General features: G+C 43.4%; 19 protein-coding genes and 1 riboswitch. Of the genes, 9 read left to right on the top strand and 10 right to left on the bottom strand.

The genetic code is table 11. From position 1 onward, the window contains the following. Positions 1-63: 63 nt before the first annotated feature. Together mqnE and AC1RM2_RS33115 are read right to left on the bottom strand one after the other, a co-directional pair. Positions 64-1,260 (bottom strand): aminofutalosine synthase MqnE, encoded by a 1,197-nt coding sequence (gene mqnE, locus AC1RM2_RS33110; protein WP_492989407.1) that lies wholly within the window; start codon positions 1,258-1,260, stop codon positions 64-66. Between the two features lie 220 nt (positions 1,261-1,480). Further along, on the bottom strand, positions 1,481-2,002 hold the full coding sequence (locus AC1RM2_RS33115) for a hypothetical protein (protein ID WP_492989408.1): 522 nt from the start codon (positions 2,000-2,002) through the stop codon (positions 1,481-1,483). Positions 2,003-2,389: 387 nt separating this feature from the next. Between AC1RM2_RS33115 and AC1RM2_RS33120 the strand changes: the two genes are divergently transcribed. The 4 genes from AC1RM2_RS33120 (at position 2,390) to AC1RM2_RS33135 (ending at position 7,750) form a co-directional block, all read left to right on the top strand. After that, the gene (locus AC1RM2_RS33120) at positions 2,390-3,505 is read left to right on the top strand and encodes a trans-sulfuration enzyme family protein (protein WP_492989409.1); all 1,116 of its coding nucleotides are present in this window, start codon (positions 2,390-2,392) and stop codon (positions 3,503-3,505) included. Between the two features lie 212 nt (positions 3,506-3,717). After that, positions 3,718-3,828: riboswitch (SAM riboswitch) on the top strand. A gap of 247 nt (positions 3,829-4,075) precedes the next feature. Next, complete coding sequence (locus AC1RM2_RS33125; RefSeq protein WP_492989410.1) at positions 4,076-5,395, top strand: O-acetylhomoserine aminocarboxypropyltransferase/cysteine synthase family protein; 1,320 nt, start codon at positions 4,076-4,078, stop codon at positions 5,393-5,395. 88 nt (positions 5,396-5,483) lie between these two features. Further along, positions 5,484-6,539: a homoserine O-acetyltransferase family protein gene (locus AC1RM2_RS33130; protein WP_492989411.1), complete on the top strand. Its 1,056-nt coding sequence runs from the start codon at positions 5,484-5,486 to the stop codon at positions 6,537-6,539. Then, positions 6,539-7,750: a homoserine dehydrogenase gene (locus AC1RM2_RS33135; protein ID WP_492989412.1), complete on the top strand. Its 1,212-nt coding sequence runs from the start codon at positions 6,539-6,541 to the stop codon at positions 7,748-7,750. Before AC1RM2_RS33130 ends, AC1RM2_RS33135 begins: the two co-directional genes overlap by 1 nt. A 101-nt stretch (positions 7,751-7,851) precedes the next feature. Here the strand turns inward: AC1RM2_RS33135 and AC1RM2_RS33140 are convergent, their stop codons facing one another. The 4 genes from AC1RM2_RS33140 to glmM all read right to left on the bottom strand — a co-directional run bounded on the left by AC1RM2_RS33140 (position 7,852) and on the right by glmM (position 12,083). After that, a complete protein-coding gene (locus tag AC1RM2_RS33140; RefSeq protein ID WP_492989413.1) occupies positions 7,852-8,070 on the bottom strand; it encodes a hypothetical protein in 219 nt (72 codons plus the stop codon). Between the two features lie 283 nt (positions 8,071-8,353). Continuing rightward, positions 8,354-8,752, bottom strand: a complete 399-nt coding sequence (locus AC1RM2_RS33145; RefSeq protein ID WP_492989414.1) for a hypothetical protein — start codon at positions 8,750-8,752, stop codon at positions 8,354-8,356. A gap of 626 nt (positions 8,753-9,378) precedes the next feature. Further along, entirely contained in the window at positions 9,379-10,515 is a 1,137-nt protein-coding gene (locus AC1RM2_RS33150) for a cysteine desulfurase family protein (RefSeq protein ID WP_492989415.1), read from the bottom strand. Between the two features lie 185 nt (positions 10,516-10,700). Next, positions 10,701-12,083 carry a phosphoglucosamine mutase gene (gene glmM / locus AC1RM2_RS33155; RefSeq protein WP_492989416.1) on the bottom strand — a complete coding sequence of 461 codons (1,383 nt, stop codon included), beginning with the start codon at positions 12,081-12,083 and terminating at the stop codon, positions 10,701-10,703. A gap of 279 nt (positions 12,084-12,362) precedes the next feature. Here glmM and AC1RM2_RS33160 point away from each other — a divergent pair, with 279 nt between their 5' ends. Then, positions 12,363-12,926, top strand: a complete 564-nt coding sequence (locus tag AC1RM2_RS33160) for a phosphatase PAP2 family protein (protein WP_492989417.1) — start codon at positions 12,363-12,365, stop codon at positions 12,924-12,926. Then, positions 12,926-13,642 (top strand): ZIP family metal transporter, encoded by a 717-nt coding sequence (locus tag AC1RM2_RS33165; RefSeq protein ID WP_492989418.1) that lies wholly within the window; start codon positions 12,926-12,928, stop codon positions 13,640-13,642. The genes AC1RM2_RS33160 and AC1RM2_RS33165 overlap by 1 nt, the downstream gene beginning before the upstream one ends. A 99-nt stretch (positions 13,643-13,741) precedes the next feature. Here the strand turns inward: AC1RM2_RS33165 and AC1RM2_RS33170 are convergent, their stop codons facing one another. Next, the gene (locus AC1RM2_RS33170) at positions 13,742-14,806 is read right to left on the bottom strand and encodes a M20 family metallo-hydrolase (RefSeq protein WP_492989419.1); all 1,065 of its coding nucleotides are present in this window, start codon (positions 14,804-14,806) and stop codon (positions 13,742-13,744) included. Between the two features lie 142 nt (positions 14,807-14,948). Here AC1RM2_RS33170 and AC1RM2_RS33175 point away from each other — a divergent pair, with 142 nt between their 5' ends. Beyond that, the gene (locus AC1RM2_RS33175; protein WP_492989420.1) at positions 14,949-15,617 is read left to right on the top strand and encodes a basic secretory protein-like protein; all 669 of its coding nucleotides are present in this window, start codon (positions 14,949-14,951) and stop codon (positions 15,615-15,617) included. Between the two features lie 209 nt (positions 15,618-15,826). Next, the gene (locus AC1RM2_RS33180) at positions 15,827-16,855 is read left to right on the top strand and encodes a GntR family transcriptional regulator (RefSeq protein ID WP_477363771.1); all 1,029 of its coding nucleotides are present in this window, start codon (positions 15,827-15,829) and stop codon (positions 16,853-16,855) included. Between the two features lie 101 nt (positions 16,856-16,956). On the opposite strand, the gene AC1RM2_RS33185 is transcribed toward AC1RM2_RS33180, so the two are convergent. The 3 genes from AC1RM2_RS33185 to AC1RM2_RS33195 all read right to left on the bottom strand — a co-directional run bounded on the left by AC1RM2_RS33185 (position 16,957) and on the right by AC1RM2_RS33195 (position 21,227). Beyond that, a complete protein-coding gene (locus AC1RM2_RS33185; protein WP_492989421.1) occupies positions 16,957-18,309 on the bottom strand; it encodes a 3-keto-disaccharide hydrolase in 1,353 nt (450 codons plus the stop codon). 149 nt (positions 18,310-18,458) lie between these two features. Further along, positions 18,459-19,790, bottom strand: a complete 1,332-nt coding sequence (locus AC1RM2_RS33190) for a Gfo/Idh/MocA family protein (protein ID WP_492989422.1) — start codon at positions 19,788-19,790, stop codon at positions 18,459-18,461. Positions 19,791-20,195: 405 nt separating this feature from the next. After that, positions 20,196-21,227, bottom strand: coding sequence for an aldo/keto reductase (locus tag AC1RM2_RS33195; protein WP_492989423.1), 1,032 nt, complete (start codon positions 21,225-21,227; stop codon positions 20,196-20,198). Positions 21,228-21,488: 261 nt separating this feature from the next. Here AC1RM2_RS33195 and AC1RM2_RS33200 point away from each other — a divergent pair, with 261 nt between their 5' ends. Next, positions 21,489-21,713, top strand: a complete 225-nt coding sequence (locus AC1RM2_RS33200) for a CDGSH iron-sulfur domain-containing protein (RefSeq protein WP_090647357.1) — start codon at positions 21,489-21,491, stop codon at positions 21,711-21,713. The last annotated feature ends 72 nt before the right edge of the window (positions 21,714-21,785 follow it).

A 21,785-nucleotide genomic window follows, 5' to 3' on the forward strand; every position in this document is an offset into this window, starting at 1 on the left:
GATATTTTACGTTTTATTAAAAGCTTTTTGCTTTAAGCCTTCAGCTTTAGGCTTTTGTTTAGCTTAATTTATTACCGGCAGCTTGTAATATTGCGGCTTGGGCTGGGTTTCAGGAAATTCAAAATCATTGTAATCGGTAACTACGTTATAAAGCGTATCGCGCTCAATAGGGTACCTGCCTACATGCTTAATCAATTCCACCAGTTGTTTGGTGCTCATGCCGGGGTGTTGCTCTTCGGCACCTGCCATCGAGTAAATTTTGGTGGTATCGTCAAGGGTGCCATCAATATCATCTACTCCAAAATTGAGTGAAAGCTGCGCCGTGGTACGGCTAATCATGGCCCAATACGCCTTAATATGGTCGAAATTATCCAAATAGATCCTCGCGACAGCATAATTACGCAAATCTTCAACAACCGTTGATTCGGGTACGTGCGACATCTGGTTATCCTGGTTGCGGAATTTCAGCGGGATAAATGTTTGAAAACCGCCTGTTTTATCCTGCAGCTGGCGCAAGCGTTCCATATGGTCAACCCGGTGATGGAATTTTTCGATATGGCCGTAAAGCATGGTGGCGTTTGAGCGGCCACCCAGTTTATGCCATTCCTCGTGTATGGCCAGCCATTGGTCGCCGGTACATTTATCTTTTGAAATCAAATCACGAACCTCCGGGTGGAAAATCTCGGCCCCTCCGCCTGGTATCGAGCCTAAACCAGCCTCCATCATCAGGCGCATGCCTGTGGCGTAGTCAATTTTGGCTTTTTTGAAAATGTAATGGTATTCAACCGGCGTTAAGGCCTTAATGTGTAATTCGGGGCGATGGGTACGGATGCGGCTGAAAAGTTCCTGGTAAAAAGGCACGTCGTATTGCGGCAGTACGCCACCTACAATATGTACTTCGGTTACGGGTTCGTCATCGTATTTGGTTACCATGTTAAACATTTCGTCCATGGTATACTCCCAGCCCTCGGCTTTTTGTTTAAGCAGCCGCGAGTACGAGCAAAATTTGCAATCGTAAACACAAAGATTGGTAGGTTCGATATGGAAATTACGGTTGAAATAAGTTTTATCGCCATGGCGCTTTTCGCGGATGTAGTTGGCCAAAACACCAAGGTAACCGAGGTCGCCCTGCTCATATAACGTAACACATTCATCAAAGGTAATCCTTTCGCTGCGCTGTACCTTTTCGGCAATGTGCTTTAAATCAGCAGGCAGGTCGGGATTTTGTAATAATAACTGTAAATTATGCTCAGCTTCCATTCAAAAAACTTTGAACAAATGTACTAAAAAAGCGGAAAGCTTAAAGCCCAGGGCCTAAAGCAAGAGGCATCTTTACAATAAGATTATGAGTGTGGAAAGCTTAAAGCAGAAGGCTGAAAGCAAAAGGCTAATTGGAGAAAGCCGAAAGCTAAAGGCTGAAAGCAAAAAGCCTAAACAAGAATTTGGATTAGCTTTCGGCCTTTTGCTTTCGGCTTTAAGCTTAAATAGCGGTTATGGCCGTAATGCTTACCCCTCTAAAGCAATCGTCGACGCAATTGCGAGGCACGTAACCGCAGTCTGAAATAAGGCCGTTGTTTTTTGCTTCAAATATAATATCATTGGTTGCGGCATCAACCTTAAGCCATTCGGTACGGGCCTTTAAGTAAATGCCATCTATCGTAAGTGCATCGGCGGCGTCATTTGGGTGCGAATTTATGGTGGCAGCATCTTCATGCCAGGTTTTAACGGTGTCGATTTTATTAGTGCCATCATTGCGCGACTGTATTTTGACGTAATCACGCGAAACAACTTTACCATTGCTTACAGCTACTTTGATAGTAACACCAAAACCTACCCACGAGCCAAAGGTTGTTGTATAGGAATATGAGTTTTTGCTGCTGTTTTTGAAACTTATCCAGGCTTTGTAGCTGGCATCATATTCGCTTTGTTTGGCGATGTCTTCTTTTTTACAGGATACAACCAGTAATAGTAGTATAATAACGGGCAGGTACAGGTTTTTCATGAAGTTTTTTTTATCATTACGCAAACCTTTAGCTTACCGCTACACCCGTATTAGAAATAATTCTGGTTAAATAATAAAGCGGCATGACTGCCACAGACTTATTATTTCGCGACTTCCTCTTTCCTGTTATTTACCCATGCGCCAACATATATATTAGCGTAGTACAACCCGTAAACAAACATGGCTCCAATTAGGCCCCCATCTAAGTATGGATGAATTAAATGATATGATAACGGATAAAAGTATTTGATCACCAAATTAACCAGGGCATAAACGAATAAAACAATAGATGCCATAGGGATACCTCGAATATTCATATTTAATTTTTTTTACCCTAAGATAATATTATTGCAAATTGGAATACTAAGTTTGCTGCAAATATTTTTCATGAAAACTGAAACTATAGCTATACACGCAGGCAACCATGTAGACGGATCATCAAAAGCCGTAATACAACCCATTGTCATGTCGACCACTTTTGAACGTGACGAAGATGGCGGCTTTCCCGGCGGGCATATTTACAGCAGGGCATCAAACCCTAACCGGGCCTTGCTTGAAAACGTTATAGCCAAATTAGAGGGTGGCGCCGATGCAGCATCATTTTCATCTGGTAACGCGGCGGGCATGTCGGTATTCCAGTCGCTGGCCCCCGGTACGCACATTATTTGCCCGGATGATATGTACCATGGCTTGCGTAATCAGCTTAAAAACCTCTTCGCGGGTATTTTAACTTTTGATTTTGTTGACGTTAATGATATTGATGTTTTAACACAACACATCAGGCCCGAAACCGGGGTGATTTGGGTTGAGACGCCCTCAAACCCGTTGCTCAAGATAACCGACATAAAAAAAGTAGTTGCCTTTGCCAGGGCGAATAACATTAAAGTTGTTGTTGACAATACCTTTGCCACACCTATATGCCAGCAACCATTAGCTTTGGGTGCCGATATAGTAATGCACTCGGCCACCAAATATTTTGGCGGGCACAGCGATTTAATGGGCGGCGCATTAATCACCGCAGAAAAAAACGAGTGGTGGGCAAAAATACGCCTGATACAGGAAATGGGCGGCGCTATCCCTTCCCCAACCGACTGTTTCTGGCTGGCACGCAGTATTAAAACCTTGCCTTACCGGGTTAAGGGCCATGTACACAATGCGCAACTATTAGCTGAATTTTTAGAAAAGCATCCTAAAGTAGAACAGGTATTATATCCCGGCTTGGCATCGCATCCGCAGCATGAAATTGCCAGGGAGCAGATGTTGGCTTTCGGCGGCATGCTTTCGTTTATTGTTAAGGGCGATGAAAACGATACGCACAACCTCATCAACAAACTCAAAATATTCACTAAAGCAACCAGCTTAGGCGGCGTGGAAAGCTTAATAGAGCACCGCGCAACCGTAGAGGGCCCCGACACCAAAACACCAAGGAATTTATTGCGTGTTTCGGTGGGGTTAGAACATATTGATGATTTGGTGGAGGATTTGGAGCAGGCTCTCGCTTAAGCCCTTTTTTGGCAAAAGGCGAAAGGTTAAGGGCAAAGGGTATTTTTGTCATGTTGTGAGATAGGTTGACACAAAACCTTTTACCTTTCGCCTTTTACCTTTACCCTTTTATAAAAATAAAATTTTGTATTTAAATAAATAACCCCTTATATTCGCAACATTATTTGGTAGCGATACCATAGTCAATCAATTCTCCGCATAGTTCGGGTATTGATTTATAAAGAAGCGGCGAGAGATCAGGCTCAATGACCCGCTGGCAACCCTTCAGTTTTGAAGAAGGTGCCAATTCCTGTCCCGGCAAATAACACCGGGGGATATAAATTTATAGCCATGAAAAGTTTAATTACAATTACTACAAGCAACATTTTTAATACCCAAAACGGTAACATACAACGCATTAGCCCGATTATTGGCTGCATTTGTATGTGTTGCTGCTGTTGATGCTTTAATACGTCCCTTTTTCAATCCCTGAAAACATACGTGTTGTAAAACTGGTAAATATTTTATCAGCTTGTCAAAAATCCATCTAAACAACAAAATTTAATTATAACCTTTTAAAAATCTACAACTATGTCAGCCTTAAAATTCGAAACCTTACAATTACACGCCGGCCAGGAAGTTGACCCTACTACAGGTTCACGCGCGGTACCACTTTATCAAACTACATCGTACGTATTTAAAAACGCCGAACATGGCGCCAACTTGTTTGCGCTAAAGGAGTTTGGCAATATTTATACCCGCTTAATGAACCCCACTACCGATGTGTTTGAAAAACGCATTGCCGCTTTAGAAGGCGGTGTTGCAGCTTTAGCCACCGCATCGGGACAGGCTGCCCAGTTTTTAGCGTTAAATAACATTTTACAGGTCGGCGATAATTTTGTGACCTCGCCCTTTTTATACGGCGGCACTTACAACCAGTTTAAAGTTGCCTTTAAACGCTTAGGCATTGATGTGCGTTTTGCCAAAGACGATACTGCCGAAAGCCTTGAAGCTTTAATAGATGATAAAACCAAAGCCATTTACCTGGAAACTATAGGTAATCCCGGCTTTACAATTGCCGACTTTGATAAAGTTGGCGCATTGGCCAAAAAGCACGACCTGCCGCTGATTGTTGATAATACCTTTGGAGCAGGCGGCTATTTATTCCGCCCGTTGGAGCATGGCGCAAGTGTAGTGGTGCAATCAACCACCAAATGGATTGGCGGCCATGGTACCAGCATTGGCGGTGTTATTGTTGATGGCGGTAACTACAACTGGGGCAACGGCAAGTTCCCGCAATTTACCCAGCCATCCGAAGGTTACCACGGGTTGGTTTTTGCAGATGTGTTTGGCATTGGCGGTCCGTTTGGTAACATTCAGTTTATTATTCGTGCCCGTGTAGAAGGCTTACGCGATTTTGGCCCTTCGCAATCGCCGTTTAATTCATGGCTGAATATACAGGGACTGGAAACACTATCACTACGGGTGCAACGCCATGTAGATAATACACTGGAACTGGCTAAATGGCTTGACCAGCATCCGCAGGTAGCATCAGTAAACTATCCGGGATTAGCATCGTCGCCGTACCACGAATTAGCAAAAAAATATCTGAAAAATGGTTTTGGAGCGGTGTTATCTTTCGAGATTGATGGCGATAAAGAAGCAGCGGGTAAATTAATAGATAGCCTGAAACTGGTGAGCCACCTGGCCAATGTGGGCGATGCAAAAACGCTCATTATACAGCCATCGGCCACAACACATCAGCAGCTATCTGATGAAGAACAGCTTTCGGCGGGCGTTACCCCAACATCGTTACGGGTAGCAGTTGGTATTGAGCATATTGACGATATAAAAGCAGATTTTGAACAGGCATTTGCCAAAATAAAAGAGGCGCAGGCCGAATTGGTTTAAAGTCTTGAGTCTAAAGTCTTAAGTTCTGAGTCAAAAACAAAACACTTAGAACTTAAGACTCAAGACTTTCGACTGAAAGTAAGATAGAATGAATACAGAAATATTTAAGTACACACAAACTTTTGAGCTGGAATCTGGCGAACAACTACAGCAACTGGAGATAGGCTTTCATACTTATGGCCGCTTAAACCAAGAGCGGGACAACGTGGTATGGGTATGCCACGCGCTAACGGCCAATGCCGATGTTTTTGATTGGTGGAAAGGTTTTGTGGGCACCGCAAATAAATTCAACCCCGAAGAACATTTTATAGTTTGTGCCAATATTTTGGGTTCGCCATATGGTACAACTAATCCGTTAAGTACAAATCCTGAAACTGGTTTGCCATATTTTTTAACATTCCCCCAGTTTACTATCAGGGACATTGTTAAGGCCCACCAGTTATTAGCCGACCATTTGGGCGTAGGCAATATTCATATCCTTATTGGTGGCTCATTGGGCGGTCAGCAGGCTGTTGAATGGGGTATTATCGAACCAAACCGTATCAAAAACCTTATTTTGATAGCTACCAACGCGCGCCATTCGCCATGGGGTATAGCCTTTAATGAGTCGCAGCGTTTGGCTTTAAGCGCCGACGCGACTTTTAACAATAACACTATTGAAGGCGGGCTAAACGGATTAAAGGCTGCCAGGAGTATAGCACTGCTCTCCTACCGTACCTATAAAACTTACGGTATTACACAACAGGAGGAGGTTGATAGCAAAACCGATAATTTTAAGGCGTCAACCTACCAGGAATACCAGGGCCAAAAACTGGTGAACCGGTTTAATGCCTACAGCTATTGGTATTTAACCAAAGTGATGGATTCGCACAACGTGGGCCGCAACCGTAATGGAGTTGAGAAGGCATTAAGCCTTATCAAGGCCCGTACTTTGGTTATTGGCATCAAATCGGATGTGCTATTCCCTATCGAGGAGCAGGAATACCTGTTCAGGCATATTCCCAAATCGGCCTTTGCCGAATTGGATTCGTTTTATGGCCACGATGGTTTTTTAATTGAAACAGAAGCATTAACAAATATTATTACATCGTTTTTTAAAACTGATGTAAAAGGAAAAATTATAGAATTGCAACGTACAGCGTAATGAGTAAAAAGTTAAGTATAGGATTATTTGGATTTGGCGTAGTTGGACAGGGATTATATGATATCATCAAGACAAAAAATTTAAACATCGAAATTGTAAAATTTGCTATCAAGGATCCGCATAAAGAGCGTTCCCTGCCGGCAGATTTATTTACTACAGATAGAGACGAGTTGCTAAACAACCCGGAGATTAATACCATTGTAGAATTAATTAACGATACCGAGGCGGCTTTTGAAATTGTATCAAGAGCATTAAGCAGCGGCAAAAATGTAGTATCGGCCAGTAAAAAAATGATAGCGCTTCATTTGGAAGAGCTGATTGAGCTACAGCACAAACACGGCACTTCATTATTATACGAAGGCGCGGTTTGTGGTAGCATCCCTATTATCCGTAACCTGGAAGAGTATTATGATAATGAATTACTACACTCCATAAGCGGAATTTTTAACGGATCATCAAATTATATTTTATCTAAAGGCTTTATTGAAGGCCTTGATTATGATAGCGCCCTTAAACAGGCGCAAGACCTTGGTTTTGCCGAAACCGACCCCACCAGCGACGTAGGCGGTTACGATGCCAAATATAAGCTGGTTATTGCGGCGGCACATGCCTATGGCGTAATAGTACAGCCAGATGAGGTTTTCAATTTAGGCATTCAGAACCTTGCTGCCCAGGATTTACAATACGCCCGCGAAAAGAACCTGAAAATTAAACTGGTTCCGGTAGCTAAAGAATTGGATGATAGCAATGTGGCCATGTTTGTATTGCCTAAATTTGTTAACAGTACCGAGTTTTTATATAACGTGGAGTACGAGTACAATGGGGTAACAGTACAAGCCGCCTTTGCCGATCAGCAATTCTTTTTCGGAAAAGGCGCCGGTGGCCACCCTACCGGATCGGCCGTACTATCAGATATAGCTGCTTTGCGTTATAGCTACCAATACGAGTACAAAAAAGCCAAAGAAAAAACAGGACTTCAATTTACCAACGATGTGGAGTTTGATATCTATTTAAGGTATGATGACGAGCGGTTGGTAGAAGATTTGAAATTTATTTCGATAAAAGAACGCTACTACTCTGGCGATTATAAATTTGTTATCGGAAAAGTTAATTTACAAAGCCTTATTGATAACCAATTGCAAATAACCGAAGGAAAGGCGTTTGTTGCCTTTGCCGGCCAGCTTACCGGGGTTAGCCTGGCGTCAATTTAAGTGAAAGCCTGAATGATTTTAAAGCAAATTTTGCTTTGTTAGTTTATAACAAAAGAAAGGGTATCCGTTTTGGGTACCCTTTCTTTGTGTGTTATAAAAATTTATTTTGTTATACAGCCCGATAGTGCACCGGCTCCTGGTATATCGCGATCAGGAAAATCGGCAAAGCTCCCGTCCTCGTGTAAAACTTTCAGGTTTTTTCTGTTGGGGCCATTCCTTTCAAGCGTATGATTACCCGCCGTCATATCTGCGTTAATGTTAGCGTCCCTCATCCACAGGTTATTAGCCTGGTTTTGGTTTAGTTCTCCATACTTTCTCATGATCTTATCCTCCTTTATATTTTAGGTTATTAATTCTAAAATTATTCATGGTTATGAATTCAGTCGGTGATAAGTCTGGGCACCCGCTTTTGTAGCTGGGATTTTATCCTCGTTGTATAAAATATAAACTCATTATTGTTCTATATATTATCCCGAAAGAGCGATAAAGAAGAGGCCGGCCGGTACGGATAGCCCCTCCTTATTTTCAAGCAGCGAGTTCTGTTTGGTTAGTAAAGCCGACTGGTGGTCGGCACGATGTTATAATCAATTCAAGCTCGTAAACCTATATACCTTCGGTACCCGGCTCATGCCCTACCATACGGCCTGTTGTGCGGCCCTGCGGGCGGCTGGCAAAATCTGTTTTAGCTGGCCCAACTGATGGAAATTCTTTCTTATTTGGTGGGGTTACGTCGGTTTGTTCGCTGTAAGATGTATCGGCGCTTTTGGTTGGCTGGTCAACTTCGGCCTGGCTATGGCTACCTACACCTTCTGTCCTGGTTTTACGTTCCTCGGGAGTTTCGTTTGGATACTCGTTGGTTACATCAAATTCTTCGTCCAGATCATCACCTTCGTCTTCCAAATCGCGGTTGCTGTTATGGGCATCGCCTTTGTTTACCGGAACTGAATGAGCATTTTGGTAATTGCTATCCTGGTTTTCCCAGGTTTCATTATGCATATTCATAGGTTTTAATTTTAGTTGTTAATTAATTAAACCTATTAAAATGCCATATTGTTTTCGAATTAAGAAAATAACTTTCAAATAAAAGTGTGCAGATTTAGATGCGCAGTGCGAGGGAAAGGTAAACGAATTTTTCAAACTACCGTCATTGCGAGGCACGAAGCAATCCCGAACTATGTGGGTAGCATGTAGGGAATTGCTTCGTGCCTCGCAATGACGGATATTCGATATTGGCAGTCAACTATTTATAAACATGTCATTACAAGCGTAGTGCGGGCAACAGCGGACTGCAACTTTCCTGTCATCCTGAGGTACGAAGGATCTATAAGCTGTGCATGACCGATAGAAAAGTTCACGGATAGAGCCTTCGTTCCTACCCATGACATGTTAAACTTTCGAGGTGCGTAGGCCTGTCACCCTGAGCCTGTCGAAGGGTCGCGCGGAGAGGCCTTTGCCCGCTATGCTTCTGCAGGCTACCCATGACTTGTTAGGGTTTACATAAACATTGGTTTTGAACGCTGGCTACTACTCACCCCGGCTACGCTACGCTGGCCGACCCTCTCTCCGGCTGAAGCCGCAAAGAGGGTGAAGCTCATTTTTTATTTTTTCGCCCCTCTATGCGACGCAGTTTACGCGCTTACCAAGCAAAGCTCTTTTACCTTGGCTACGGTAAAATCAACTTCGTCTTTGGTATTGTATTTGGAGAAAGAGAACCTCACCGAAGGCCTTGATGAGCTTGCACCTATCGATGTAAGTACGTGCGAGCCAATATCGGTGCCCGAACTGCAAGCGCTGCCGCCTGATGCTGATATGCCGCTGATATCTAAATTAAATAACAACATATCGGCCATTTCCATTTCGGGGAAAGCTACGTTAAGTACCGTATATAAGCTTTTTTCAGGATCAATTTCGCCGTTAAAGTTTACGCCGGGGATTTCGCTGGCCAATTTGCCCAGCATGTATGATTTTAAGCCCTGGATATGTGCCTGGTGTTGCTCCATTTCGGCATAAGCCAGCTCCAAAGCTTTGGCCAGGCCAACAATGCCGTAAATATTTTCGGTACCGCCACGCATGTTGCGCTCCTGCGAGCCGCCATATATCAAAGGCTTTATTTTAATGCGATGGTTGATGTGTAAAAATCCAACACCCTTAGGCCCATGCAGTTTATGACCGGCGCAAACCAAAAAATGAGTTTTAAGCTTACTCAGGTCGTGCTGATAGTGCCCCATAGTTTGTACCGTATCGCAATGATAAATGGCGTTATAAGCCTCGCAAAGGTCGCCAATGCGGTTCATATCCGATAGGGTTCCAATCTCGTTGTTGGCATGCATAATAGATACAAAACTCCTGGCATTATCCTTCAATAAAGTCTCCAGGTGATCATAATCTACATTGCCTTTACTATCAACGTTAACAAAACTTAACTTGATAATACCCGATTTTTCCATCGCCTCCAGCGTATGCAATACGGCATGGTGCTCAATATGGCTGGTTATGGCATGGGTAATGTTATGATCAATTATGCCGCATCTGATGGCTGTATTATCGGCTTCGGTGCCGCTCGAGGTAAAAAATATCTCGGCAGGCGAAGTATGCAGCAGCCCGGCTATGGTTTTGCGCGATCTTTCGATTAGCGTGCGTGCCTCCCTGCCGTGCGAATGAATTGAAGATGGATTACCATAATGGTTTTCCATCACTTTATACATTTCTTTTAAAACTTCAGGGTCAAGCGGCGTAGTAGCAGCATTATCAAAATAAACACGCATCGTTATAGTAATTATTGATTTATTGATTTACTGAATTAGTGATTTGAAGAGCAAACTCAACAATTCATCAATTCAATCCTTCAACAAATGGGTCAGTTAACTTGTAAAAACTATTTATTAAATTAATAATTCAATGACTGGGCTAATTCCTAACTCAATAATTCAGTAAATCAATAATTCAATAATTAATTCAAAATCTCTTTAATATCTGCGATTATCTTATTTGCCAATCCGTTTGCAACCGTTTCTGAATTGCCCTCAGAGTAAATACGGATAATCGGTTCAGTGTTTGAACGACGCAAATGTACCCATTCTTTATCAAATTCTATTTTCAAACCGTCAATTGTTGAGTGCGGTTGTTTCATATATTTTTCTTCAACCTTGATCAAAAGGGCATCAATGTCCATTTCAGGGGTTAAAGTGATCTTATTTTTCGAAATAAAATAACCGGGATATGACTGACGCAGGTTTGAAACCGACTTGCCATATTTAGCCAGGTGGGTTAAAAACAAGGCTATACCAACTAAAGCATCGCGGCCGTAGTGTATTTCGGGGTAAATAATACCACCATTACCTTCGCCGCCGATAACAGCGTTAACTGCTTTCATTTTGTTAACCACGTTCACCTCGCCTACTGCCGACGCATGATATTCGCCGCCTGCCTTTTCGGTAACATCGCGCAAAGCACGGGTTGACGACAGGTTGGATACCGTATTACCCAAATTATTCTGCAACACGTAATCGGCCACAGCAACCAGGGTATACTCCTCGCCAAACATATTGCCATCCTCGCAAACAAAGCAAAGGCGATCAACATCCGGGTCAACAGCTATCCCTAAATGGGCGCGCTTATTTAAAACTTCTTTTGACAAGGCTGTAAGGTTCTCGGGCAAAGGTTCGGGATTGTGTGGAAAATTCCCATCGGGCTCACAATATAATTCGTGAACGGTTTTTACACCCAATGCCTTAAGCAAGGCTGGTACAAAAATACCACCGGTAGAATTTACACAATCAATTACAATATTAAAATCGGCCTTTTTAATAGCTTCCACGTCAACCAGTGGCAATGCCAGTACAAGGTCAATATGTTTTTGCAGCCAGCTATCATCCAGGGTAACCTTACCAAGGTCGTTTACATCGGCATATTTAAAATCGCTGTTTTCGGCAATTTCTAATACTTCTTTACCATCCGCATCACTTATAAATTCACCATCGGCATTAAGCAGTTTAAGCGCGTTCCATTGTTTTGGGTTATGGCTTGCTGTTAGTATAATGCCGCCTGCCGCCTGCTCGCCTGTAACTGCAACTTCAACAGTAGGCGTAGTTGAAAGGCCAAGATCTATTACATCAATGCCAAGGCCTTGTAAAGTACCCACTACCAGGTTATTAACCATGGTGCCCGATATGCGGGCATCGCGGCCTATCACAATTTTTTTGATCCCCGATTTTTTAACTGCCCAGGCACCGTAAGCCGATGTAAATTTTACAATATCCAGCGGTGTTAAACCATCGCCGGCAGCACCACCAATGGTACCGCGTATTCCCGAAATTGATTTTATAAGTGTCAAAATTGTAATGTTTTTGTTGCACAAAAGTAAAATATTTAAGCGATTGCCTTGTACAAATTATATTTTTCTGCAAACGTTTGCTCAGCGAAAAACAGCTTAAACGGCGTTAAAAACTACTTTATAGCTGTTTATCTTTTAAAAGTATAGTGTTTAAGCGGGTCAATCCGCATGTAGCCGGTAAACTAACCTATGTTTTAGTTTTTATTGGGCGCTTGTTATAAAACTTGTTTTAAAGTATTTAATAACTTTGGACGAAAATATAAAATTCAATTTGCATCAATGCCAGATTACATCTTACAACTCGACCGGCATTTATTTTATTTCATCAACCACGACCTGGCCAATCCGTTCTTTGATCTGGTTATGCCCTGGTTCCGTAATCCTAAATTCTGGATTCCGCTATATATTTTCATTATTGTTTTTTCTTTATGGCGATATAAAAAAGTGGGCGCTATAATCATCATCCTGTTAGCAACCACAGCAGGCTTTGCTGATTTTACAAGCGCTACCCTCATCAAACACCAGGTACAAAGGCTTCGCCCCTGCCGCGATCCGGTGGTTGGTTTAACTGATATTAACCGCATTCCATGCGGAACCGGGTACAGCTTCCCATCAACCCACGCGACCGATCATTTTGCCATGGCTATATTTTTATGCCTTGTTTTTGGCAAAAAATGGCGCTGGGTATGGTTTGCTGCAATTTTCTGGGCCGCGCTGGTATCATTTGCGCAAGTTTACGTGGGCGTGCATTTCCCTGTTGATGTCATTTGCGGTGCTATTTACGGCTCGCTTGTGGGGATGCTGTTTGCCTATATTTTCAAAAAAATACAACCTGCCTTTTAATGGAGATCTGGAAAGTTTTACTGTTGTTTTTAAGCGCCTCCTTTGGTGGCTTATCTGTTTTTTTATTCAGGGGCGATAATCATAAAATGCTCAAACTTGTGCTGTCGTTTAGCGGGGCATACCTGTTTGGCATAACCGTTTTGCATTTGATACCCGATGCTTACCACGGCAATGATAATTATGTAGGGGTGTTTATCCTGATCGGTTTTCTTTTCCAGATTGTTTTAGAACTGTTTTCGGACGGCATTGAGCACGGCCACATGCACAAACACCAGCACGACCTTGTGGTTTTTCCGGTGGGCATTATGGTAAGCCTTTGCCTGCATGCTTTTTTAGAGGGTATGCCATTGGCACAAGGCAACCAGGATCAGTTGGTTTATGGCATAGCACTGCACCATATACCGGCGGCGTTTGCTTTAGGTACTGTACTGCTCACCAACAAACAAGGCCGTAATAAAACGGTGTTTTTCATTTTGTTATTTGCCGTAATGGCGCCGGCGGGCTACTTTTTTAGCAATACCTTAAGCACCAGTAATATTGGTAACCTGCAGCATTACTTTAACCGGATAATGGGCGTGGTAATTGGTATCTTCCTGCACATATCCACCACAATTTTGTTTGAATCAAGCGCCGATCACAAATTTAACTTACGAAAAATGATTGCGGTACTTTTGGGCATCGGCATAGCATTAGCTGCGAGCCCCCTAACCCATTAAGCTCCCTAACCCCCTGAAGGGGGAACTTTTTGAATTGCTAATTTGAATTTGCAACTATGGTTCCTCCTTCAGGGGGTTAGGGGGCTTAGGCGCTATGCGCTAATTAATACTCTCTAACATCTTAATATACAACTCAATGCCTTCCCTTATCTCGTCAATATATACAAACTCATCAGCAGTATGTGACCTTGCTGAGTCGCCGGGGCCAACTTTGATCGATGGGATATCCAGCAACGATTGATCTGAGGTGGTTGGCGAGCCATACGTTGTCCGGCCTAAAGCTATACCTGCCTGTACAATAGCATGCTCCCGGGGAATTGATGATGGTTTTAGCCGGATAGATCTTGGCTTTACATCGCAGCTTACATGCTGCCGGATGATTTCCAAAACCTCCTCGTTGCGGTAGGCATCGGTAACCCGAACATCAACGGTAAACACACAACTTGCCGGTACCACATTATGCTGCGAACCTGCGTTGATAATAGTAACCGACATTTTGATAGGCCCAAAAACTTCCGATTCTTTAGGAAACTTAAAACTGCGGAACCATTCAATATCTGTTAGTGCTTTATAGATTGCATTTTCGCCTTCCTCGCGGGCTGCGTGGCCGGCGCGGCCATGAGCGGTACAATCCAGCACCATTAAACCACGTTCGGCAATGGCCAGCTGCATCTGGGTAGGCTCCCCTACTATTCCGAAATCAAGCTTGCCGAGGTCGGGGATGATGAGTTCAAGTCCGTTTACCCCAGAGATTTCCTCTTCGGCAGTGGTAGCCAGGCAAAAATTATATTTCAGGTTTTCCCTGTCGTGAAAATAAAGGAATACCGCTATCAACGATACCAGGCAACCGCCGGCATCATTACTGCCAAGGCCAAATAGTTTGCCGTCTTCAATTTTGGCATCATATGGGTCGCGTGTGTAACCTGAATTGGGTTTTACGGTATCGTGATGTGAGTTGAGCAGTATTGTTGGCTTTGCCGGATCAAAATGCCTGTTCCAGGCCCAGATGTTGTTAAGCTTACGATGGGTTGTTACGCCATATTGTTGTAAAAACTCGTTAATCAGATCGGCTGTACGGTCTTCTTCTTTACTGAATGATGGTATAGATATCAGTTGCTGCAATAATGTAACTGCCAACTGGTATAAATTGTTGCTATCGGTCATAGATGTCGGGATAATTCCCATGAATGTTATGCGGGCAAAATTAATAACTTTTTATGTAACGATACTGATAAACGAATGGTATTAATATTCGGGTTTAATTTAAAATGGTAGTTTTGAAATTCAATCTATTTTATCCAAAACAATGAAAAAAACATCAATCTTATCTATCTTATTTTTAATGCTGATGGCAGGTGCTTCGTGTGCGCAGCAAACCAGTACTTACAACAAAAACGGTTACAAGCTAACTTTTATCAACTATGACAATACGCTTGATACTGCGCTGAAAACCAAACTGATAAACACATTTTATAAAGTATATCCTGAACTGGCAAATGCCTACAACAAAAAAACACTGAAGGCTGTTACTATGATCATAGATACCAGTTACAAAGGCGTTGCCGAAACTGCAAACGGCATTGTTACCATAAGCTCGCGCTGGATGCATCAACGCCCCCAGGACATCGATGTGGTAACGCACGAAGTAATGCATATTGTACAGGATTATGGCCAAAGCACCGGCCCGGGTTGGTTAACAGAGGGGATTGCCGATTATGCCCGATTTAAATTTGGCGTTAACAACCCGGCAGCAAACTGGTTGTTACCTGCTTACAAGGCCACGCAAAACTATGATAACAGCTACCGGGTTACAGCGCGTTTCCTGGCCTGGCTTGAAAAAGGCAAGCCCGGAATTGTGAAAACTTTCGATGGCAAAATGCGCGACCATACATTTACCGACGACACCTGGAAACAACAAACCGGCAAAACACTGGATGAACTGTGGAAAGATTATTCAGAGAATCCAGTTGTCTGAATTGACTTCAGAATTTAAGAGTATACAGAATTTGTCTGAGACAAGTCAAACCGGAATTTGTTGAATTTATCGAATTTGCTTTTTTAATTCTACAAATTCTTCAATTCGACAAATTCCGTTCAGACAAACACCCTCGCCATCCCCTACTATCTTTTTAAACAAAAAATACAACCCTGTAATATTACATTTGTGTAACCCAATTGTAAAGCGTGAAGAACTATCTTAAAATATTATCTATCGACGAGTATTCCATCACTCCCAAATACCTGCAGCTTTCAAACGCCATTATCAGGGCTATCGAAAGTGGTGATATCGTTAAAGATGATATGCTACCATCTATCAATGATTTAAGTTTTGCTTTAGACACCTCGCGAAATACTATAGAAAGAGTTTATAAAGAATTGAAGGACAAAGGGATAGTAAGTTCTGTACCGGGCAAGGGCTTTTTTATATCGAATACGGACTTTCAGAAGCCGTTGAAGATCTTCCTGTTATTCAACAAGTTAAGCGCTCATAAAAAATTGATTTACGATGCCTTTGTAGACACAATTGGCGAACTGGCGACCATCGATTTTTACATTTACAATAACGACTTTTACTTTTTTAAAAAGATAATGGCCGAAAGCTTTAACAGCGACTACGCCAAATACATTATTATCCCCCATTTTTTGGATAACGAAACCAAGGCGCATGAGATCATCAACACGATCCCCAAGGATAAACTGATCCTGTTAGATAACCTGGTACCGGCTATAAACGGCAAGTTTGCCGCCATTTATGAAAATTTTGCATCGGATGTTTATGAAGCACTTAAAAGCCTTACACACAAACTAACCAAGTATCATAACATTAAACTGATATTTCCCGGTAAAACATACCATTCTAAAGAGATACTGAAAGGTTTCCTTAATTTTTGCAGGCAATACGCCTTTGACTACGAAGTAGTTGAATCATCAGCAATAGAAACCATCCAGAAAGATACAGTATACATCAGCCTCACAGAAGATGACCTGGTAGAGCTGATCAAGAAGATCATCGCATCCGACTTGAAAGTAGCTAAGGATGTGGGCGTTATATCTTACAACGAGACAGCCCTTAAGGAGATTATTTTGGATGGCATCACCACCATATCAACCGATTTTAAACTCATGGGCAGCAAAACAGCTGAGTTTGCGTTGAGCAATTGCCATGAACATTTCGCGGTTCCTTTTAATGTAACGTTGAGGAATTCGTTGTAAGCACAGCCCAGCCCCCTCTAAATCTCCCCCGGAAGGGGAGACTTAAGAGCACTTTTAATTTTAACGACTTCCTTTTTTGAAGTCTCCCCTTTAGGGGAGATTTAGAGGGGCTTCACCTTTATGCTCCTGAAAAACACCTCGTTACCATGGTCTTGTATAAGCAAGTGCCCTTGAGGGGCTTCGCCAAAGTTTTTCCAGATGGTGTATTTGCTGATGGCAACCAGGTCTTTAAAGGCCTTTGAGCCGCGTTCGTACTCCAATACCTTTACACCATTCAGGTAGTGTTCTACATGGTTATTGGGGTAAACAACCACCCTGCCGGTGTTCCAGGCACCAATGGGATGTACAAAGCGTTCCTGTTTGTTGGCTTTAATCAGGTCATATAGTGAAGCCAGCGTCCTGTCGCCGTCGCGGCCAAGTTTGGCATCGGGGTGCAGCTTGTCATCCAATACCTGGTATTCCAGGCCTATGGCCGAGCCTGTGGTAACTTCACTCAGGGTGACAAAGTATTTAACACCGCTGTTGGCCCCCGGCGTCAGCTTAAACTCAAACGACAGGTCAAAGGCGCTGTAATTATCATCAGTAACCACATCGCCGCCGCCCGATTCTTCTTTACCGGCAGATGGCAGTACATGCATGGTACCATTGGCAACTTCCCAGCCATGATTAGGGAAGGTTTTGAGGGTTGCACCGCGCCAGCCGGCACTGGTTTTGCCATCATATAACAGCTTCCAACCGGCTGCTTTTTCGGCAGCGGTGATGCTGTTGGGTTGCAGGTTTACCACATACACATTTTTAGGAAATGGCTTTAATTTCAGATTGGTAGTTTGCAGGTTAAAGTTTTTGAAATATACTTTTTTACCGGCTTGTTTTTCGTCGCTCACCGCATGAACCTGTAAGGCAATGAAGCCTTTGGTGTCGATAGTATCTACCACATCAGCGGTCGGAATTCCGTTTACCCAGGTTTTCATTTCGTTACCGATGCACTCAATACGGATGTGGTTGTATTCGCCTACTTTAAAGGCATCTTTGGCAGCGGCATTCAAATCTAACGGGTATAGCCAATCGCGACGGCCCTCGTCATAAATACCACCTGTCCATTTACGGTCCGATGGATCAATTTCAAACTGTCGGCCATAAACCAGCCCCTTGCCATCGTGACCGGCCGGGTTATAATGGCTGCGTGTTTGCACGCCAGAGTTGCTCAGTTTGCTTTCTATTTTGGCATCCAGCTCTAAAATAAAATCGCCGTATTCTTTTTCGGTAACCAAAAAGGTGTTACCGGAATTTAAAACGGTGGTGCCCACAATGGCCCCATCTTCTACCTTGTAATCGGCGGTACCTGCAAGGCGTTTCCAGCCTTTGAGCGTTTTGCCGTCAAATATTTTTGTTTGCGCCTGGGTTAATGAGGCTGTAGCAAGTAAAAGAGCTAAAGGATAGATGTATTTTTTCATGGTATGGTATTGTTATTCAAATTATTAAACTATGTCATTGCGAGCGTAGCGCGGCAACCTCTTCGCTTACTTGGCGGAGATGCATTTCTACGGGATTGCTTCGTTCCTCGCAATGACATACTGGTGAGGAATGAGGCAATAATGGCGTTTTACACCTTCACCTCCCAACCCTTTTCATATTCCCGGCTCCAAAGTTTTTGGGCTTCGGGGTCATTCAGGATATGGCCGTTGGTTGGGTTAATGTGCAGCACGCGGTCAACGCGGTATGATATATTGCCCAATTGCGGCAGCAGGGTCGATTTAAAACCAATTTCGATGGGGCAGTTCAGCGGCGCTACTCCCCTTACACCATCGATAAAATTTTTCAGGTGAAAACCGTCAAGTGCCTCGGTTGGGCTAACTTTGTTGGTGCCATCAACTTTAGTATCGTCTTTAACTTCCTTCACCAGCTTGTTATCGCCATCGTAAACCTGGTAGCCGTTGCCGCTGCCGTAAAACAGGGTGCCTTTATCGCCATAAAATACTACCCCACGGCTTAATTGCTCAATATTAAAACCGTTGCTGCTTCGGCTTTCCCATTCGGCAGCGGTATTGTTGGGGAAATTATACAGGATATTTTGGGTATCGGGCGTTTGCCAGTCGTCATTAAAATGGAAACGGCCTCCGGTTGATACTACTTTGTTAGGATAATCCACACCCAAGCCCCAGCGGATCACATCCAGCTCGTGGGTACCGTTGTTCAGGGCCTCGCCGGTTCCCCAGTTCCAAAACCAGTGCCAGTTATAGTGTATCAGGTTATCCTGGTAGGGTTTTCGTGGGGCCGGGCCCTGCCACAAATCGTAGTTTAAATTCGCGGGCACGGGCACTTGCTTGCCATGCCCAATGCTTAGCCTGTGGTTGGTGTACCAGCCTTTGGCATAATAGGTACGGCCAATAACGCCATCATGCAATTCTTTCACCATGGCTTGTACATTGGAGAATGAGCGCCGCTGACTACCCATCTGTACCAGGCGATTGTATTTTTTTGCGGCCTCAACAGCCATCTCGCCCTCGTGTGGGTTATGGCTGCAGGGCTTTTCAACATAAACATGTTTACCGGCCTGGCAAGCCATAATGGTTGCAGGGGCGTGCCAATGATCGGGCGGCGCAACAACAACGGCGTCGATGTCCTTTATTTCCAGCATTTTGCGGATATCGGTAATTCCTTTTGGCCGTTTGCCTGTTATTTTATAAATCTCGTCAATGGTTCTATCCACTACTTTGGAGTCCACATCGCAGATATACCCTATCTCTACATTCGGAATTTTAGCATAGCTCTGTGCCAGGTACAGGCCGCGGCTATTGGTGCCCATAGAGCCTAAAACTACTTTTTCGTTGGGCGAACCTTTGAAAAAACCGGCTGCCTTTGAAAGTTGGGGCGCAAGTAAAAAACTTGTCCCGGCAACTGACGTATTCTGGATGAACTGTCTTCGGTTAAGCATAGGTAAAAGGTAAATTGGTTTATAAAGCATTGCCCGTTAGGGCAGGCAGGCAAATTAGCTAAGTTTTGTAAAGCATCGAAGAAAACAGGCTATTTTTTTTGAATACCATTGTAATTTAACTGTTACCTCGGCCCGTTGTCATCTCAATCGGCTTGCTTTAAAACAAAAAAACAAGCCGGCAGGAAACTGGCTTGTTTTTAAAGGATAATGTTTAGGAGCATTAAATTATTAACTATTAACTGTCTACTTTGTAAAAATAGAGATCCCCTGTTGTTATCAGATTAGTAGAAACACGGTATTTGAACAGTTTACGCACGTGTTTTTACGCAATTAAACATGATGATTCAAACTCACATACCGACCACTTTAAAATCTGCTTCTACGGCACTTGAGTAAATAATAATATTAGTATTGTATTGGCGGAGGTATAAGTTTTGGATTTTGGCGTTGGTGCCAGTATGGATATATTGGCGTCAAATCACTGGCGGCATCCAGTTTTTTTACCTGGTTGGTAGTCAAATTCCAGCCAACGGCGCCCAGGTTCTGCTTTAGCTGCTCCTGGTTACGTGCGCCTATAATGATATTGGCAACGGTTGGCCTTTGCAACAGCCAATTAATGGAAACCTGTGCTACAGATTTACCTGTTTCTTCGGCCACTTCATCCAGCACATCAACAATATTGTATAGGCGATCGAAGTTGGTTGCGGGGCCGTGAGCGCCGCCTTGCACGGTTCTTGAATCTGCCGGTATGGGCTGCCCTCTCCTGAATTTACCGCTCACCTTGCCGGATGCCAGCGGACTCCAAACTATGGTACTCACATTTTGATCGATAGCCAAAGGCATCAGCTCCCATTCAAATTCACGGTCTAACAGCGAATAATAAGCCTGGTTGGCAATGTACCTGCTCCAGCCGTAACGTTCAGATACCGACAACGATTTCATTAAATGCCAGCCCGAAAAGTTTGAACAGGCAATATAACGCACCTTGCCGCTGGTCACCAGGTCATCAAGCGCACGCAGGGTTTCTTCAACCGGGGTTGTGGCATCAAAGCTATGCATATGGTATAAATCTATGTGGTCGGTTTGCAGGCGTTTGAGGCTGTCTTCTGCCTGTTTTACCAGATGCAGGCGCGATGAACCATATTCATTGGGGCCATCGCCCATAGGCAGCGTCGCCTTTGTGCTGATAAGCACCTCGTTACGCAGCCCTTCTAATGCCTTGCCTAATATCTCTTCGGATAGCCCCCTTGAGTATATATTCGCAGTATCAAAAAAGTTCACACCCGCATCAAGGCATAAATTAATCAGTTCTTTGGCATCATCAACTTGTGTATTGCCCCAGGCTTTAAAAAATTCGTTGCCACCGCCAAAAGTGGCCGTTCCGAAACTTAATACGGGAACCCTCAATCCCGATGCTCCTAATTGTCTGTATTCCATAGTGTAATTTTAAGCAGAAAGTTTAAAGCAAAAAGCCGAAAGCCTTTATCGCATATAACAAAGCTAAAACATCTGTTTCTGTAGCGCGGATATAGTGCATCATCATTTTGTCATTTGTGGCCTGCGATAATAAAAGGCCAAACTATCCGCAGCTGTCTTAACTCTTGATTCTATTCCCAGTCCAATCCGGAACCCTTCTAAATAGCAAATAGCAGGCTTAAAGGCCACTGCATTGGTTAACTTTGGGCCAAAATTTAACGTATGGCAACAACTAAACTTACTATCAATAACAACGGATCTGTAAAAATCGATGGCGATTTTGAAATTGTAGATATGCAGGGCAACAACTATGGCTTACAAGGCAGAACAATAGTTTCTATCTGCCGCTGTGGCTTATCGGCCAACAAACCATTTTGCGATGGCTCGCACAAAGGTCATTTTGAGCATGATGCAATCGCTTTTGATTTGCCTCCAAAAAAAGTATAATTCGTTTAATAACGGACTCCGCTGCTGCACCGGCACATTATCTGTTTTTTATAACAAATGGCTCCTACGGGG

The sequence above is a fragment of the Mucilaginibacter sp. GW822-FHT03E02 genome (assembly GCF_058801545.1).